The sequence below is a fragment of the Pseudomonas prosekii genome, from assembly GCF_900105155.1.
Classification (GTDB): domain Bacteria; phylum Pseudomonadota; class Gammaproteobacteria; order Pseudomonadales; family Pseudomonadaceae; genus Aquipseudomonas; species Aquipseudomonas prosekii.
Window position 1 is genome coordinate 1,069,089 of record NZ_LT629762.1, and the last position, 14,946, is coordinate 1,084,034.

At 58.0% G+C, this 14,946-nt stretch carries 16 protein-coding genes; 8 read left to right on the top strand and 8 right to left on the bottom strand.

Annotated elements, in window-relative coordinates:
* The first annotated feature begins 16 nt into the window (after positions 1–16).
* The 5 genes from BLU01_RS04910 (at position 17) to BLU01_RS04925 (ending at position 3,560) form a co-directional block, all read left to right on the top strand.
* A complete protein-coding gene (locus BLU01_RS04910) occupies positions 17–373 on the top strand; it encodes a 4a-hydroxytetrahydrobiopterin dehydratase (RefSeq protein WP_008030478.1) in 357 nt (118 codons plus the stop codon).
* The gene (locus tag BLU01_RS04915) at positions 373–1,566 is read left to right on the top strand and encodes an amino acid aminotransferase (RefSeq protein ID WP_092271515.1); all 1,194 of its coding nucleotides are present in this window, start codon (positions 373–375) and stop codon (positions 1,564–1,566) included. The genes BLU01_RS04910 and BLU01_RS04915 overlap by 1 nt, the downstream gene beginning before the upstream one ends.
* Before the next feature lie 271 nt (positions 1,567–1,837).
* Entirely contained in the window at positions 1,838–1,969 is a 132-nt protein-coding gene (locus tag BLU01_RS28175) for a hypothetical protein (RefSeq protein ID WP_256592739.1), read from the top strand.
* 74 nt (positions 1,970–2,043) lie between these two features.
* Positions 2,044–2,241 carry a hypothetical protein gene (locus BLU01_RS04920; protein ID WP_092271518.1) on the top strand — a complete coding sequence of 66 codons (198 nt, stop codon included), beginning with the start codon at positions 2,044–2,046 and terminating at the stop codon, positions 2,239–2,241.
* 104 nt (positions 2,242–2,345) lie between these two features.
* Positions 2,346–3,560 (top strand): MFS transporter, encoded by a 1,215-nt coding sequence (locus BLU01_RS04925; RefSeq protein WP_092271520.1) that lies wholly within the window; start codon positions 2,346–2,348, stop codon positions 3,558–3,560.
* On the opposite strand, the gene arfB is transcribed toward BLU01_RS04925, so the two are convergent.
* Together arfB and BLU01_RS04945 are read right to left on the bottom strand one after the other, a co-directional pair.
* The gene (arfB, locus tag BLU01_RS04930; RefSeq protein ID WP_092271522.1) at positions 3,557–3,970 is read right to left on the bottom strand and encodes an alternative ribosome rescue aminoacyl-tRNA hydrolase ArfB; all 414 of its coding nucleotides are present in this window, start codon (positions 3,968–3,970) and stop codon (positions 3,557–3,559) included. The genes BLU01_RS04925 and arfB overlap by 4 nt on opposite strands.
* 1,437 nt (positions 3,971–5,407) lie before the next feature.
* Positions 5,408–6,820, bottom strand: coding sequence for an amino acid permease (locus BLU01_RS04945; RefSeq protein ID WP_092271528.1), 1,413 nt, complete (start codon positions 6,818–6,820; stop codon positions 5,408–5,410).
* A 930-nt stretch (positions 6,821–7,750) separates the two neighbouring features.
* On the opposite strand from BLU01_RS04945, the gene BLU01_RS27730 reads away from it, so the two are divergent.
* Together BLU01_RS27730 and BLU01_RS04950 are read left to right on the top strand one after the other, a co-directional pair.
* On the top strand, positions 7,751–7,888 hold the full coding sequence (locus BLU01_RS27730; protein ID WP_010461921.1) for a hypothetical protein: 138 nt from the start codon (positions 7,751–7,753) through the stop codon (positions 7,886–7,888).
* Positions 7,889–7,957: 69 nt separating this feature from the next.
* Positions 7,958–8,923, top strand: a complete 966-nt coding sequence (locus BLU01_RS04950; protein ID WP_092271530.1) for a M29 family metallopeptidase — start codon at positions 7,958–7,960, stop codon at positions 8,921–8,923.
* Between the two features lie 196 nt (positions 8,924–9,119).
* Here BLU01_RS04950 and rluB read toward each other — a convergent pair whose 3' ends face one another.
* From rluB to BLU01_RS04980, 6 genes are all read right to left on the bottom strand, one after another.
* The gene (gene rluB, locus BLU01_RS04955; protein WP_092271532.1) at positions 9,120–10,430 is read right to left on the bottom strand and encodes a 23S rRNA pseudouridine(2605) synthase RluB; all 1,311 of its coding nucleotides are present in this window, start codon (positions 10,428–10,430) and stop codon (positions 9,120–9,122) included.
* A gap of 154 nt (positions 10,431–10,584) precedes the next feature.
* Positions 10,585–10,776, bottom strand: coding sequence for a DUF1289 domain-containing protein (locus BLU01_RS04960; protein WP_092271534.1), 192 nt, complete (start codon positions 10,774–10,776; stop codon positions 10,585–10,587).
* Positions 10,777–10,920: 144 nt separating this feature from the next.
* On the bottom strand, positions 10,921–11,925 hold the full coding sequence (gene scpB, locus BLU01_RS04965; RefSeq protein WP_092271536.1) for an SMC-Scp complex subunit ScpB: 1,005 nt from the start codon (positions 11,923–11,925) through the stop codon (positions 10,921–10,923).
* An 11-nt stretch (positions 11,926–11,936) separates the two neighbouring features.
* Positions 11,937–12,695, bottom strand: coding sequence for a segregation and condensation protein A (locus BLU01_RS04970; protein ID WP_178076528.1), 759 nt, complete (start codon positions 12,693–12,695; stop codon positions 11,937–11,939).
* Positions 12,696–12,755: 60 nt separating this feature from the next.
* A complete protein-coding gene (locus tag BLU01_RS04975) occupies positions 12,756–13,385 on the bottom strand; it encodes an L-threonylcarbamoyladenylate synthase (protein ID WP_092281471.1) in 630 nt (209 codons plus the stop codon).
* Between the two features lie 13 nt (positions 13,386–13,398).
* Positions 13,399–14,262, bottom strand: a complete 864-nt coding sequence (locus tag BLU01_RS04980) for a PHP domain-containing protein (RefSeq protein WP_092271540.1) — start codon at positions 14,260–14,262, stop codon at positions 13,399–13,401.
* 87 nt (positions 14,263–14,349) lie between these two features.
* Here BLU01_RS04980 and BLU01_RS04985 point away from each other — a divergent pair, with 87 nt between their 5' ends.
* Positions 14,350–14,946, top strand: a complete 597-nt coding sequence (locus BLU01_RS04985) for a septation protein A (RefSeq protein ID WP_092271542.1) — start codon at positions 14,350–14,352, stop codon at positions 14,944–14,946.

Consider the following 14,946-nt stretch of genomic DNA (forward strand, 5'->3'; position numbering starts at 1 on the left):
AATCGGGAACCAGACCATGTCCACATTGAACCAAGCCCATTGCGAAGCCTGCCGCGCCGATGCCCCGCAAGTCAGCGACGAAGAACTGCCGGTACTGATCAAGCAGATCCCTGACTGGAACATCGAAGTTCGCGACAGCGTGATGCAACTGGAAAAAGTCTTCCTGTTCAAGAACTTCAAGCACGCCCTGGCGTTCACCAACGCCGTCGGCGAAATCTCCGAGGCTGAAGGCCATCACCCGGGTCTGTTGACCGAGTGGGGCAAAGTCACCGTGACCTGGTGGAGCCACTCGATCAAAGGCCTGCACCGCAACGACTTCATCATGGCCGCGCGCACTGACGAAGTGGCGAAAGACGCCGAGGGCCGCAAGTAATGCATTTCGACGCCATCGGCCGCGTCCCCGGCGACCCGATTCTGGGCCTGATGGAGGCCTACGCGCAGGACCCCAACCCGCGCAAGTTCGACTTGGGCGTGGGCGTTTATAAAGACTCCCAGGGCCTGACGCCGATTCCGCAAGCGGTGAAACTCGCCGAAGCGCGGCTGGTTGAGCGGCAGACCACCAAGACTTACATCGGTGGTCACGGCGACCCGGCGTTCGGCAAAGTCATGAACGAATTGGTGCTCGGCGCCGATTCGGCGCTGATCGCCGAACAACGTGCTGGCGTCACCCAGACCCCGGGCGGCACCGGCGCGTTGCGCTTGAGCGCTGATTTCATCGCGCAGATGCTGCCGGGCCGTGGCATCTGGTTGAGCAACCCGACCTGGCCGATCCACGAAACAATTTTCGCCACCGCCGGGCTCAAGGTCAGTCACTACCCGTACGTGGGCAGCGACAACCGTCTTGACGTCGATGCGATGCTCGCCGCGCTGAACGAAGCGTCGAAGGGTGACGTGGTGTTGTTGCACGCCTGCTGCCACAACCCGACCGGTTTTGATCTGGCGCATGACGACTGGCGCCGGGTGCTTGAGGTGGTTCGCCGCCGCGAGCTGCTGCCGCTGATCGACTTTGCTTATCAAGGTTTCGGCGACGGTCTGGAACAGGACGCGTGGTCGACCCGGTTGTTCGTCGAAGCGTTGCCGGAAGTGCTGATCACCAGCTCCTGCTCGAAGAACTTCGGTTTGTACCGCGATCGCACCGGCGCGCTGATTGTCTGTGCGAAAAGCGCTGACAAGCTGCTCGATATCCGCAGCCAATTGGCCAACATCGCCCGCAACCTGTGGTCGACGCCACCGGATCACGGCGCGGCAGTGGTCGCGACAATCCTCGGCGACCCGGAACTGAAAAGCATCTGGGCCGACGAAGTGGAAGCCATGCGTTTGCGCATCGCGCAGTTGCGCAGCGGTCTGGTTGAAGCACTGGAACCGCACGGTTTGCGCGAGCGCTTCGCGCACATCGGCGTGCAGCGCGGGATGTTTTCCTACACCGGGCTGACGGCGGAGCAAGTCAAACAGCTGCGCGATCACCACAGCGTGTACATGGTCAACTCCGGCCGGGCCAACGTCGCCGGCATCGACGCGACCCGCCTGTCACTGCTGGCCGAAGCCATCGCCGAAGTCTGCAAGTAACTTCAGGCACACCCTATCCCCTGTGGGAGCGAGCTTGCTCGCGATGGCGGTTTATCAGCCACATTGATGTTGAATGTGCTGACGCTATCGCGAGCAAGCTCGCTCCCACACTGGTTTGCGCGACGGTCGAAAAAACTCGCCCCCTGCGGCCATTGGTCGCAGAAATTCGAGATAAAAGTCTATTTGTCATTTTTCCTGCTGTATCCTGCCCAAGCTTTTTAAAAGCGCGGATCTACCAGATCTATCAACAGACTTTGCGAGGAGCGCGAACATGCACGAGATCCCTAATCTCCCCTTCCCAAGCCTGCACGAAACTGAGCAGACAGCCACGCAACAAGCCGGTGCCCAACAGCCCGAGACCCAGGAAGCCACTGACAGCCGCCAGGCTGACAGCGAAGACTGAAACACCTGCAATGCCAGACCGTGTGGAAAGCGCTAACATGCGCTTTCCACACCGCCTGAACCCCGAGCCCCGCCATGACCGACGAATCCACTCCTGCCCACGATGAAGCGCTGCAAGCCAGCGTGCTGATCGGCACCGCCGAGAAAATGATCGATATCTGGAATCGCCTCTCGCCGGAAAAACAAGCCACGCTGCTGGCGCGTTTCGGCAGCGAAGAAAATGCCCTCGCCGCCCTCGTCACCACGCAACTGGTCGCCCCCGCCAAACCCTGATCGATCCCCGCCCGGCAAATAGTTTTACTTTTCCACGACCGCCCGCCCCTCGCGCCGCTATCATAAGCAGCCTATCTATCCTGCTGCCCCGTGGACCTTTACCCATGTCAGAAAACCAGCGCCCCCTGGCGGTCACGCTGCAAGTCGTCTCCATCGTCCTTTTCACCTTCATCGGTTACCTGAACATCGGCATTCCCCTGGCCGTATTGCCCGGCTACGTCCACAGCGAACTCGGTTTCGGCGCGGTCATCGCCGGGCTGGTGATCAGCGTGCAATACCTAGCGACCCTGCTCAGCCGCCCGTATGCCGGGCGCATCATCGACAACAAGGGCAGCAAACTGGCGGTGATGTATGGACTCGCCGGGTGCGGCTTGAGCGGTGTGTTCATGCTGATTTCGGCGTGGACCCAGAGTCTGCCGATGCTCAGTTTGATCAGCCTGTTGATCGGCCGTCTGGTGCTCGGCAGCGCAGAAAGCCTGGTCGGCTCGGGCTCGATTGGCTGGGGCATCGGCCGCGTCGGTGCGGCGAATACCGCCAAAGTGATTTCCTGGAACGGCATCGCCAGTTACGGCGCGATCGCCATCGGCGCGCCGCTCGGCGTATGGCTGGTCGACGAATTGGGTTTGTGGAGCATGGGCGTGAGCATTGTGCTGCTGGCGGTGTTGGGCCTGGTGCTGGCCTGGCCGAAGATCGCTGCGCCGATTGTCGTCGGTGAACGCCTGCCGTTCATGCACGTGCTGGGTCGGGTATTGCCGCACGGCTGCGGTCTGGCGCTGGGCTCGATTGGGTTTGGCACCATCGCCACGTTTATCACGCTGTATTACGCGACGCAGCATTGGTCGAACGCGGTGCTGTGCCTGAGCGTATTCGGCGCCAGTTTTATTGGCGCGCGGTTGCTGTTCGGCAATTTGATCAACCGGCTCGGCGGCTTTCGCGTGGCGATTGCCTGCCTGTCCGTGGAGACGTTGGGGTTGCTGCTGTTGTGGCTCGCGCCAGACGCCAATTGGGCTTTGGCCGGTGCTGCATTGAGCGGCTTTGGCTTCTCACTGGTGTTCCCGGCGCTGGGCGTGGAGGCGGTGAACCTGGTGCCAGCATCGAGTCGTGGCGCGGCAGTCGGCGCTTATTCGTTGTTCATCGATTTGTCGCTGGGCATCACCGGGCCGCTGGCCGGAGCGATCGCGGCCGGATTTGGTTTTGCCTCGATCTTCCTGTTCGCCGCCCTGGCGGCGCTGACCGGTTTGGCATTGAGCGTTTATCTATACCGGCAGGCGCCGAAACATCTCAGCGAAAAGTACCGCGAAGAAAAAGCCAAACGCTAGAAATCCACCTTGCCGCGGCCAGCCTTGATGCTGCCGCGCTTGGTTTTTGATTCGAGCCGACGCTTCTTCGAACCGAGAGTCGGCTTGGTCGGACGACGCTTCTTTTCAACCTTGGTGGCGCTGAGAATCAACTCGACCAGCCGCTCCAGCGCGTCGGCGCGATTGGCCTCCTGCGTGCGGTATTGCTGGGCCTTGATGATCAACACGCCATCGCTGGTGATGCGACTGTCGCGCAGCGCCAGCAGTCGCTCCTTGTAAAACTCGGGCAACGACGACGCCTGAATGTCGAAGCGCAGGTGCATCGCGCTGGACACCTTGTTGACGTTCTGCCCACCGGCGCCCTGAGCGCGGATGGCAGTCAACTCGATCTCGGCATCCGGCAGATGCACATTGTTGGAAATCACCAGCATGGAAAAACGTCCGGGGTCAGGACGTGCAGGATACCGCGAATGTGGTGGTTAATATCAAATGCAATTTAGGAAAAGCGACTTGGATAATCTTTACGATCACGACTGATACGCCCAAAAAGAGTTGCTCTGATTCAAACAAGTTCTCTACTCTGACAGCTCCAATCAACCAGACTTCTTACACCCATGAACCTAAAAAAAATAAGATATTATATTTCGATCACACTTCTAGTTCTTGGCTGCTCTGAACTACCCTCCGGACTTATTGTATTCGGTATCAGGCAAATATTTCACATCGACGAGAGATATCTATACAAAGCCTACTTGGCATCCTACACAATCGTCGTTATTGTCGGGCTGATTATCTACATACCAAGAATGCACGGTAAAACGTAAACAGCTCATACGTCACAGCAACGACGACTTAAGAGGCTGGCTTCTCTTACAATGTGGCTTTGAAAAGCAAAGGGCTGCGGTTTTACCATCACCGTCCTTACGCGTGCCCCCGCATTCTCGGAATGTAAAAGCGCAATCCAAAAAAGACCAGAACCACGTAAGTGATCAAGTAGGCAATATCCAGAGACCTCCCCTCCAAGGGAACAATTTCAGTTATGCCCCAGACAATGATTCCCGTCGGCAAGCCTGAGCAACCGAGTACCAGGCAAGTAACAGAAAAATAATATCGAATATTCTCAAGCAACATTGACCTCATCCTCTTATCCGCGCGGGAGGGTCCCAACCAATCACTCACACAAAATCAAGCTATCGGCACGTATAAAATGACTGGCCATTCAAACTTCACTCCCCCGCAGGGGTTTCCTTAAGCAACGCATCCACTGTTAAAAAATCAACCAAAGCTTCGAACATCAATATCAACTTTCCTGTTTGCCGAAACGCGCTCTCGTAATTTATCGAATCATACCTGAACAGTTCGAATGAGCCGACTTTTCGAACCGGCCTCAACAAGCCGAAAACCGACAAGAATAAATCCATGGAATAATAAGCGGCATTACCATTACCGTGCTTTGCAAAAACTGTTTGATGGAGATAACCAAATCAGAAGCCGTGCGCGTAACATCATGAATATCACAAGCTTCTTCATTCACACTCTTCACTCCAAGAGCTATAAGCACTCATAGCCGCAATTACGTGAGCCCAGGCAATATTTTTTATAAAGAATCGCCACAGATCCCGCTCTTTAATATTTCTGGAGCAACAGACTAAGGAAAAATCAGCCGGGCGAGTTGTAGGCTGTTTCCGAATCAATAACAGAGCGCTCTGTTTTTTATCTTTTCCGAAATATCTGTAGTACGTAATAACCACGCATGTAGGAATAAGACCTCAGAACGAGTCCGCTAACTGCCGGCGGAATGGCCGCCACAAAAAAGAACCAAAAAAAACCCGGCACAATGGCCGGGTTTTTCATTCCTGCGTTTTACGTCATTTCGTGACAGCGTGCAGAGCATTTTGCGCGCGGCGCTTGTTTTTGATGCCGTAGCAGATCCACATGAACGCCACCCACACCGGGATCGCGTACACCGAGATCTGGATGCCCGGAATCAGCAGCATCACGCACAGAATGAACCCGACGAACGCCAGGCAGATGTAGTTGCCGTACGGGTACCACAAGGCCTTGAACAGCGGCGTCTGCCGGGTTTTGTCCATGTGCTGGCGGAACTTGAAGTGCGAGAAACTGATCATCGCCCAGTTGATCACCAGAGTCGCCACAACCAGCGACATCAGCAGTTCCAGCGCGCTGTGCGGGATCAGGTAGTTGAGCAACACGGCGATCAGCGTCACCGCCGCCGAGGCGAGAATCGAACGCACCGGCACGCCGCGCTTGTCGATTTTGGCCAGCGCTTTCGGCGCATCGCCCTGCTCGGCCATGCCCAGCAGCATGCGGCTGTTGCAGTAGGTGCCGCTGTTGTACACCGACAACGCGGCGGTCAGCACCACGAAGTTGAGGATGTGCGCGGCGGTGTTGCTGCCGAGCATCGAGAACACTTGCACAAACGGGCTGCCGCTGTAGGAATCGCCGGAAGCGTTGAGCGTGGCCAACAGGCTGTCCCAAGGCGTCAGCGACAACAGGATCACCAGTGCGCCGATGTAGAAAATCAGGATCCGGTAGATCACCTGATTGATCGCTTTCGGGATCACGGTTTTCGGTTGGTCGGCTTCAGCGGCGGTGAAACCGAGCATTTCCAGACCGCCGAAGGAGAACATGATGATCGCCATGGCCATCACCAGACCACTGACCCCGTTCGGGAAGAAACCACCGTGGGACCAAAGGTTGCTGACCGACGCTTGCGGGCCACCGTTGCCGCTGACCAGCAAATAGCTGCCCAAGGCGATCATGCCGACAATCGCCACGACCTTGATGATCGCGAACCAGAACTCGGCCTCGCCAAAGACTTTGACGTTGGCCAGGTTGATCAGGTTGATCAGCACGAAGAAACCGGCGGCCGAGACCCAGGTCGGGATGTCCGGCGCCCAGTAGTGGATGTACTTGCCGACCGCCGTCAGCTCCGACATGCCCACCAGGATGTACAGAATCCAGCAGTTCCAGCCCGAGAGGAAACCGGCAAAACCACCCCAGTATTTGTGCGCGAAGTGGCTGAAGGAACCGGCCACTGGCTCTTCGACGATCATCTCGCCGAGCTGGCGCATGATCATGAACGCGATGAAGCCGCAAATGGCGTAGCCGAGGATCATCGACGGGCCGGCGGATTTCAGCACGCCCGCCGAGCCGAGGAACAGCCCGGTACCGATCGCGCCACCGAGGGCGATCAGTTGAATGTGGCGATTTTTCAGGCCGCGTTTCAGCTCGCCTGAATGCGAGTTTTGTCCACTCATGAAAAGGGTCTCACGCAAGGTTTGATGATGTTCAGTAGACGTTGCTGCTCGGTTGCAATTTCAAGCAGCGCCGATCAAACCCCAGCGCAAGCACCAGGAGTTCAGCGAATTAACAACGGTCATGCGTCACCTGTTTGTTTTTATCTGTGACGAAATCGAACCCGACACGCTTGTGGCGCGGCGGAGTGAACAAGGCGGATAGCCTTGAAATTTGCGCTGATGCGCAGGAGGTCACAGTTAAAACGCGGCGCATTGTACACCGCTAACCCCCTGCTGCCAGACACCTCTGGATCAGCGTGTCGGTTGCCGGGATTGCCTGTGTCCGCCACGAAGCACTCGGGCGGCTGCAAATAAGGAGTCAGACCTTTGCAGGTCATCGACGCAAGCGAGGGGAAAATCCGCCCACGGGGAGAGATGGAGATGATGCACGGCGTTCATTGCGCCTCCTTCTTGTTATGCACCTGCACGGCAGGCATGGGGCGCATCTCACCCTTCAAACGCCTCTGAAACAAGCACGCCAGAGCCTTGCAGCGCTAGCACGAATCGGACGTGCGGAAGGTTTTCCTTACGCGTTCCGTGACAGCTTCATTTCACGGGACTTCATCGCAGATTTCGTAAAACTTCCGTTACACGCCGTAACGTTAATTTGCCAAATCAGATAAGGCTGTAGGACGCCTGCAAATTGACGATAGGAAGCTTCCTAAGGATCAGGTCGAGTTAGTTTTTTGTTTTTTAAACACAAAATCTACTTCCAAAGAACTGCGAAACAAGTTCCCAACAATCTTATTTAATTATTATTTTGCATTATCAAACTGTCTGAACTAGTTTTTGAGCGACTTGCCGAGCCGCCTCGACCGGCAAGTTGGTGTTGTATTCACTGACTGAAAGCAGCGCCGCTTTATTACTCAAAAGTCATCTAGGAGATTCACAATGCAAGCACTTGAAAAAGACTTGGAAACTGAACTGCAACTGGACGATTGGTTTGAAGCACCGACCCATGAAGCCGCCGTGGAAATGATGCAAGCCGACGCGGTTGTTCCGTTCGGCACGGCGATGTGGCCTCTGTAAGCGATCCAGGCAGGCACGATCCGGCCGGTCGTGCCTGCCACATTTTCTCGGTTTGTCAGGGAGGACTACATGGATAAGCAACGTGCTATCTCGCATTTCCTTTACTACCTCGAACACCACCCAGCCCTTGTCGGAATCAACCCGGCGAAGGTCTTGCTCGGCCACACCGCTGATTACCAGGCACTGACCGGCGCCATCGCCGAACAGGCCGCAAACAGCCAACAGTTCAGCTTCAGCGCCATGCGCCTGGACCTCGAACCCACGGATCTGCTGGCCCAGGCGATTGCCGACAGCGATCTGTACATTTTCTTTTACGACTCTTCCACCCTCCCCAACCCTCGTCCCGACGGCCCGGATTTTGTCCGCGCGCTGCAAGGGGTAATGGCGGAGAACTGGAAAAAGTCGCTGCTGTTCAAGGATTACGGTGATTACTTCTACGACACGTTCAGTGTCACCCCGCAGCGTATTGCCGGGCTCAATAGCCATTTGATCCAGCGCATGGCCCACGCCACGACGCTTAGTTTCAAAGATGAACATGGCTCATGGTTTGAAACACCCATGAGCAGTATCAAGAAGTGGACCGATATCAATGGTGTCGGCAACTTCGACTTGGCGCCTGGTGAAATTGCCACGCACAGCGAAGCCATTAATGGTCGCGTGAAGTTTATGGGGACGTTCCTCAGTACTATTCCATTCGCCCGTAAATACGGGGTATTGGAGTCGCCGCTGGAGTTATGGATCGAGAACTCGACTATCAGCAAAATTGCTACAGATGTTCCGGGGCTGGAACATGATTTCAATAAATACCTGGACGCCAATCCGTCAAATCGGCGAATCGAAGAATTGGGCATTGGCACCAATGAAGGCGTGAAGGAACTCTATGCGCGCAACGCCGGGTTCGAGGAACGCCATTGCGGCTTGCACCTCGGCTTGGGCGGTGGGGCCAAGGGCAGCCATCATCTGGATTTGATCTTCTCCAGCGGCGTGTTGGCGCTGGATGACGAGCCGGTATTTGATGGCCGGTTTGTCTTTTAAGCCCTGAAGTGGCGGTGCTGCTACCGACCTCATCGCGAGCAAGCTCGCTCCCACATTGCATCTTCGCCAAACCGATAATCTCCTGTGGAAGCGAGCTTGCTCGCGATGACTGACTCCCAGACGCCGCACCACTAACGCCAGACCAAAAAAAAACGCCAACCCGAAGGTTGGCGTTTTTTTATCCAGCGCTTGCCGCTTACTCCGGCTTGCGACGACCGAAGCCCGGGCGTTGGCCCGAACCGGCAGGTGCGCCGCGACGCTTGCCCGATGGCGCGTCCTTGTTGACCAGAACGATGCCTGGGCGTTTTTTCGCCGGGGCCTTGGCCGGGCGCTTGGTATCGGCCGGACGGTCCGCCACTGGCGCACCGCGACTCGAATCACCACGCGGCTCGCCGCGACCTGCTGGAGCACCACGATCGCTACGACCACCGCTTGGCGCACCACGGCCTTCGCCGCGCTCGGTGCGACCATTGGCCGGACGTGGCGTGCGTGGACCGCGTTCGCCGTCAGCACGCGGTGCTACCGGTTTACGGGCCGGGCGCTCACCTTCGATATGCGGCTCGCGGGTATCACGCGGGGTCGCGGCGGTCTGGTTGCCGATCGCTGGACGCAACGAACGCACGCGCTCGGTCTTGCCCATCGGACGCGACGATTTACGCTGCATGCGGTCGAGCTTGTCTTTGCTCTTGGCGTTCATCTGCGGCATTGCCACAGGCGTCAGGCCCACTTCAGCACTGAGAATGTCGACTTCGTACTGGCTCATTTCGCGCCAGCGACCCATCGGCAGGTCCGAGTTGAGGAACACCGGACCAAAACGCACGCGTTTCAGACGGCTGACCACCAGGCCCTGGGATTCCCACAGACGACGAACTTCGCGGTTGCGACCTTCCATTACCACGCAGTGGTACCAGTGGTTGAAACCTTCGCCACCCGGCGCCTGCTTGATGTCGGTGAACTTGGCCGGGCCGTCTTCGAGGACGACGCCTGCTTTCAAGCGCTCGATCATCTCGTCATCGACTTCGCCACGCACACGCACCGCGTATTCACGGTCCATTTCGTAGGAAGGGTGCATCAGGCGGTTGGCCAGTTCACCGTCGGTGGTGAACATCAGCAGACCGGTGGTGTTGATGTCCAGACGACCGATGTTGATCCAGCGACCTTCTTTCGGTTTTGGCATCTTGTCGAATACGGTTGGACGGCCTTCCGGGTCAAGGCGAGTGCAGATTTCACCGTCGGGCTTGTTGTACATGATCACGCGGCGTACCGACTCGGCGGCTTCTTCGCGCTTGATCACGCGGCCATCGATGGTGATGGCGTCGTGCATATCGACGCGTTGACCGAGGGTCGCGTCCTTGCCATTGACCTTGATGCGACCGTGGCTGATCCAGGCTTCCACGTCACGGCGCGAGCCGACGCCGATGCGGGCGAGGACTTTCTGCAGTTTTTCGCCTGCAGGACCGATTTCCTGATCGTCTTTTGGGCCGTCTTTCTGGTCGTTGATACTCATCTGGGCACCTCCCGGTGTGGTCTGTTCAGGCAGCTCTGAGGTGAGGGCCTGAAGCGTTGAAAACTTGTTCTCGGACGAAGGGATCGTCGGAGGGTCGCGAATCATACGCTCATGTCAGCGTTCGCGCATCAGAGACTAGCTGATGGCGGGTGACTTACTTGTGTTTCCGCCGACCGGTCGCGCCCAGCTTGATCAAACGCAGCGCCGCTTCGGCCAGCACCGTGCGCTTATCGGCCTTGTCGAGTTTCTTCCACGACTTGATCTCACGCTTGCTGCGCCCGCAACCGACGCAGATATCGTCGGTGAACTTACAGACGCTGATGCACGGGTCTTTGGTTGAGCTCATTAATGCCTCCTGAGAATGCGCACTCTGTAGGAGCAAAGCTTGCTCGCGATGGCGGTGTACCTGCGACGCAAATGCTGGCTGTGCCGCCGTCTCGCGAGCAAGCTTTGCTCCCACAGTGGAATTTCATCATTCGCCGACCGTATGTCAGTCGTCGAATTCGCGGCGTTCAGCTTCAATGGCTTCGGCCAGCGCGCGGGCCTCGGCTTCTTCCTCGCTTTCTTCGCTCTCGGGCGCCGGTTGCTGCAGGGCGGCGACGGCGGCGAGGAGTTTCTCGCGGGCTTCGGCCACACCCAACACGTCTTCCTCCGGTGCTGGTTCTGGGACGTCTGCCGGCACGTCTTCAATTGAGGCTTCGGGCTCGATTTGAAGTTCAACCTGGATTTGCCCATCCGGCGCTGCCCGATCCGAACCGTCTTCAGTTTCTGTCACCGCGCCATCGCGCAACAAATCATCAAAATCGGTTTTGATCCCCTGCTCCATGTCATCCAGTTCCAGCAACAACGTGTGGAAACTGGTTTCTTCCTTGGGCTCTTCCGGTTCGGCGCTGGCATCGGCCAGCTCCTGCAAACCGGCGGGCACCGGCGCGTCGTCGAAGTCGAGCACCGGGTCGGGTTCCATTTCGCGCAGTTCGGCGAGCGGCGGCAAATCGTCAAGGTTCTTCAGGTTGAAGTGATCGAGAAAGCCTTTAGTGGTCGCAAACATCGCTGGTTTCCCCGGCACGTCGCGGTAGCCGACGATGCGAATCCACTCGCGTTCCAGCAGCTTTTTGACGATGTCACTGTTTACCGCGACGCCGCGCACGTCTTCGATCTCGCCACGGGTGATCGGCTGGCGATAGGCGATCAGCGCCATGGTTTCGAGCATCGCCCGCGAATAACGTTGCGGGCGCTCTTCCCACAACCGCCCGACCCACGGCGAAAACTTCTCGCGAATCTGCAAGCGATACCCGGAAGCCACTTCCTTCAACTCAAAGGCGCGGCCGTCGCAGGACTTGGCGAGAATCGTCAGCGCTTTCTTGAACACCGGCGGCTCCGGGCGCTCGCCTTCTTCAAACAGTTCGAACAGGCGTTCAAGCGATTGCGGTTTTCCCGAGGCCAACAGAAAGGCTTCAAGCAGTGGCGCCAGCTCGCGGGGTTCAGTCAGGTTCATGATTCAACTCGTTATTCGGCTCGGGCCCGCACATGGATCGGCGCGAACGGCTCATTCTGCACCAGCTCGACCAAGGATTCCTTGACCAGTTCGAGAATCGCCATAAAAGTCACGACCACGCCGAGCTTGCCCTCCTCCGCCGTGAACAGCTCGACGAACGGCACAAAACCGCCGCCCTTGAGGCGTTCCAGCACGTCGCTCATGCGTTCGCGGGTGGACAGCGCCTCGCGGCTGACCTGGTGGCTTTCGAACATGTCGCCACGGCGCAGGACCTCGGCCATCGACATCAGCAACTCTTCGAGGCTGACGTCCGGCAACAGCTTGCGCGCCCGCGCTTCGGGAGCATCGAGCTTGGGCACCACGACGTCACGGCCCACCCGGCTGAGGCCGTCGATGCCTTCCGCCGCCGCTTTGAAGCGCTCGTACTCTTGCAAGCGGCGAATCAGCTCGGCGCGCGGATCGTCTTCTTCGGCCTCGATGGTTTCGGCACGCGGCAGCAACATCCGCGACTTGATCTCGGCCAGCATCGCGGCCATCACCAGGTATTCGGCGGCCAGTTCCAGGCGCACCGACTGCATCAACTCGACATAACCCATGTATTGGCGAGTGATTTCCGCCACCGGGATGTCGAGAATATTGATGTTCTGTTTGCGGATCAGGTACAGCAGCAGGTCGAGCGGGCCTTCGAAGGCTTCGAGAAATACTTCAAGCGCGTCCGGCGGAATGTACAAATCCAGCGGCATTTCCATGACTGCCTGGCCATAGACCATGGCAAATGGCAGCTCTTGCTGGGCGCCGGCCTGACTGTCGACGGGTTCCACTGCCGACATCTAGGCCTCGGCCATGAACGGCGCAGGATCGCCGCAACCGACGCGGATGACTTCCGGCTCGCCGTCGGCGAGATTGATCACGGTGGACGCCTTGATCCCGCCGAAACCGCCGTCGATGATCAGGTCGACCTGATGCTCGAGCAACTGGCGAATCTCGTAGGGATCGCTCATCGGATCAGTGTCGCCGGGCATGATCAGGGTCACGCTCATCAACGGCTCGCCCAGTTCGGCGAGCAGCGCCAGGGCAATCGGATGGCTGGGCACACGCAGGCCGATGGTGCGTTTTTTCGGGTGCAGCAACAGCCGCGGCACTTCACGTGTGGCGTTAAGGATGAACGTGTAAGGCCCGGGCAGATGCGCCTTGAGAATCCGGAAAGTGCCGGTGTCGATCTTGGCGAAGATCCCCAGTTGCGACAGATCGCTGCAGATCAGCGCAAAGTTGTGCTTATCGTCGAGCTGGCGCAAACGGCGCACGCGCTCCACGGCATTCTTGTCGCCGATCTGGCAACCGATGGCATAGGACGAGTCAGTGGGATAAACCACCACCCCGCCGTTGCGGATGATTTCGACAGCCTGTTTGATCAGGCGCGCTTGCGGGTTTTCCGGATGAATCTGGAAAAATTGACTCACATTCTCTACCTGTTCAGACGGCGGCAATAATTGGGTCATGTTTGAATCGACACCATAACGGTGGCAGATCCTCCGGAACCGGGCGGTACTCACCGATCTCCGACCAGCCTCCTGGGCCATGAAAATCACTGCCGGCGCTGACCAGCAGACCGAACTCGCGGGCAAGAATGGCCAGGCTGCCGACCTGCTCGGCGGGCTGATGGCCATTGACCACTTCAATCGCGTGGCCGCCTGCTTGAATATAGTCGGCAATCAGGCGACGGCGCTTGCTGCGAGTGAAATCGTAGTGCCAAGGATGCGCGAGGCTGACCCAGGCGCCGGCAGCGCGCAAGGTCGCGACGGTGTCTTCGAGGGTCGGCCAGTGTTGCTTGACGTCACCGAGTTTGCCGGCGCCGAGCCATTTGCGGAACGCTTCGGCGCGATCCTTGACGAAACCTTCGCGCACCATCCAGTCGGCGAAATGCGGACGGGCCGGCGCGTTGCCGCTGTCGCCCAGTTCCTGCTGCAGGGCCCGCGCACCTTCGAGCGCGCCTGGCATGCCCTTGAGTTCCAGTTTGCGACTTATTTCTTCTGACCGTAGCCAACGGCCATCGTGCAATTTGGCAATCGCCTCGACCAACGGTACAGCGTTGACGTCGAAACCGTAGCCCAGCACGTGAATGGTCGCGCCGCCCCAGGTGCAGGACAATTCGACGCCGTTGACCAATTGCATCCCCAACGCCGTCGCGGCGCTGCGGGCCTCGTCGAGGCCCTCAAGGGTGTCGTGATCGGTCAAGGCCAGCACTCGCACGCCTTTCTCGAACGCACGCGCAACCAGTACCGCAGGCGCCAGGGCGCCATCGGAGGCCGTGCTATGGCAGTGCAAATCAACATTCACAGGGCTTTGTAACCTCAAATCAGCTGGCGCTATCGCGCGCCAATATGTTTGTTATTATGCCGACACATCCTGCTTCTGGCTGCCACTGTGAAACAATTCATCGACTTCATCCCGCTTCTGCTGTTTTTCATTGTCTTCAAAATCGACCCACGGGTCGTCGACATTGCCGGTCATGAGGTCACTGTAGGCGGTATCTACAGCGCCACCGCGATGCTGATCATCAGCTCGCTGGTGGTCTACGGCGCGCTCTTCATCAAGCAGCGCAAGCTGGAAAAGAGCCAATGGCTGACCCTCATCGCGTGCCTGGTCTTCGGTAGCCTGACCCTGGCATTCCACAGCGAAACCTTCCTGAAATGGAAAGCGCCGGTGGTCAACTGGCTGTTTGCGCTGGCGTTCATCGGCAGCCATTTCATCGGCGACCAGTTGCTGATCAAACGCATCATGGGCCACGCGCTGACATTGCCGGATCAAATCTGGACGCGCCTGAACATCGCCTGGATCGCATTTTTCCTGTTCTGCGGCGCCGCCAACCTGTTTGTCGCGTTCACCTTCCAGAGCTACTGGGTCGACTTCAAGGTCTTCGGCAGCCTGGGCATGACGCTGCTGTTCCTGGTCGCGCAGGGTATTTACCTGTCGCGCCATCTGCATGACACCGACACCACAACGCCAAAAACCGAGGACTGA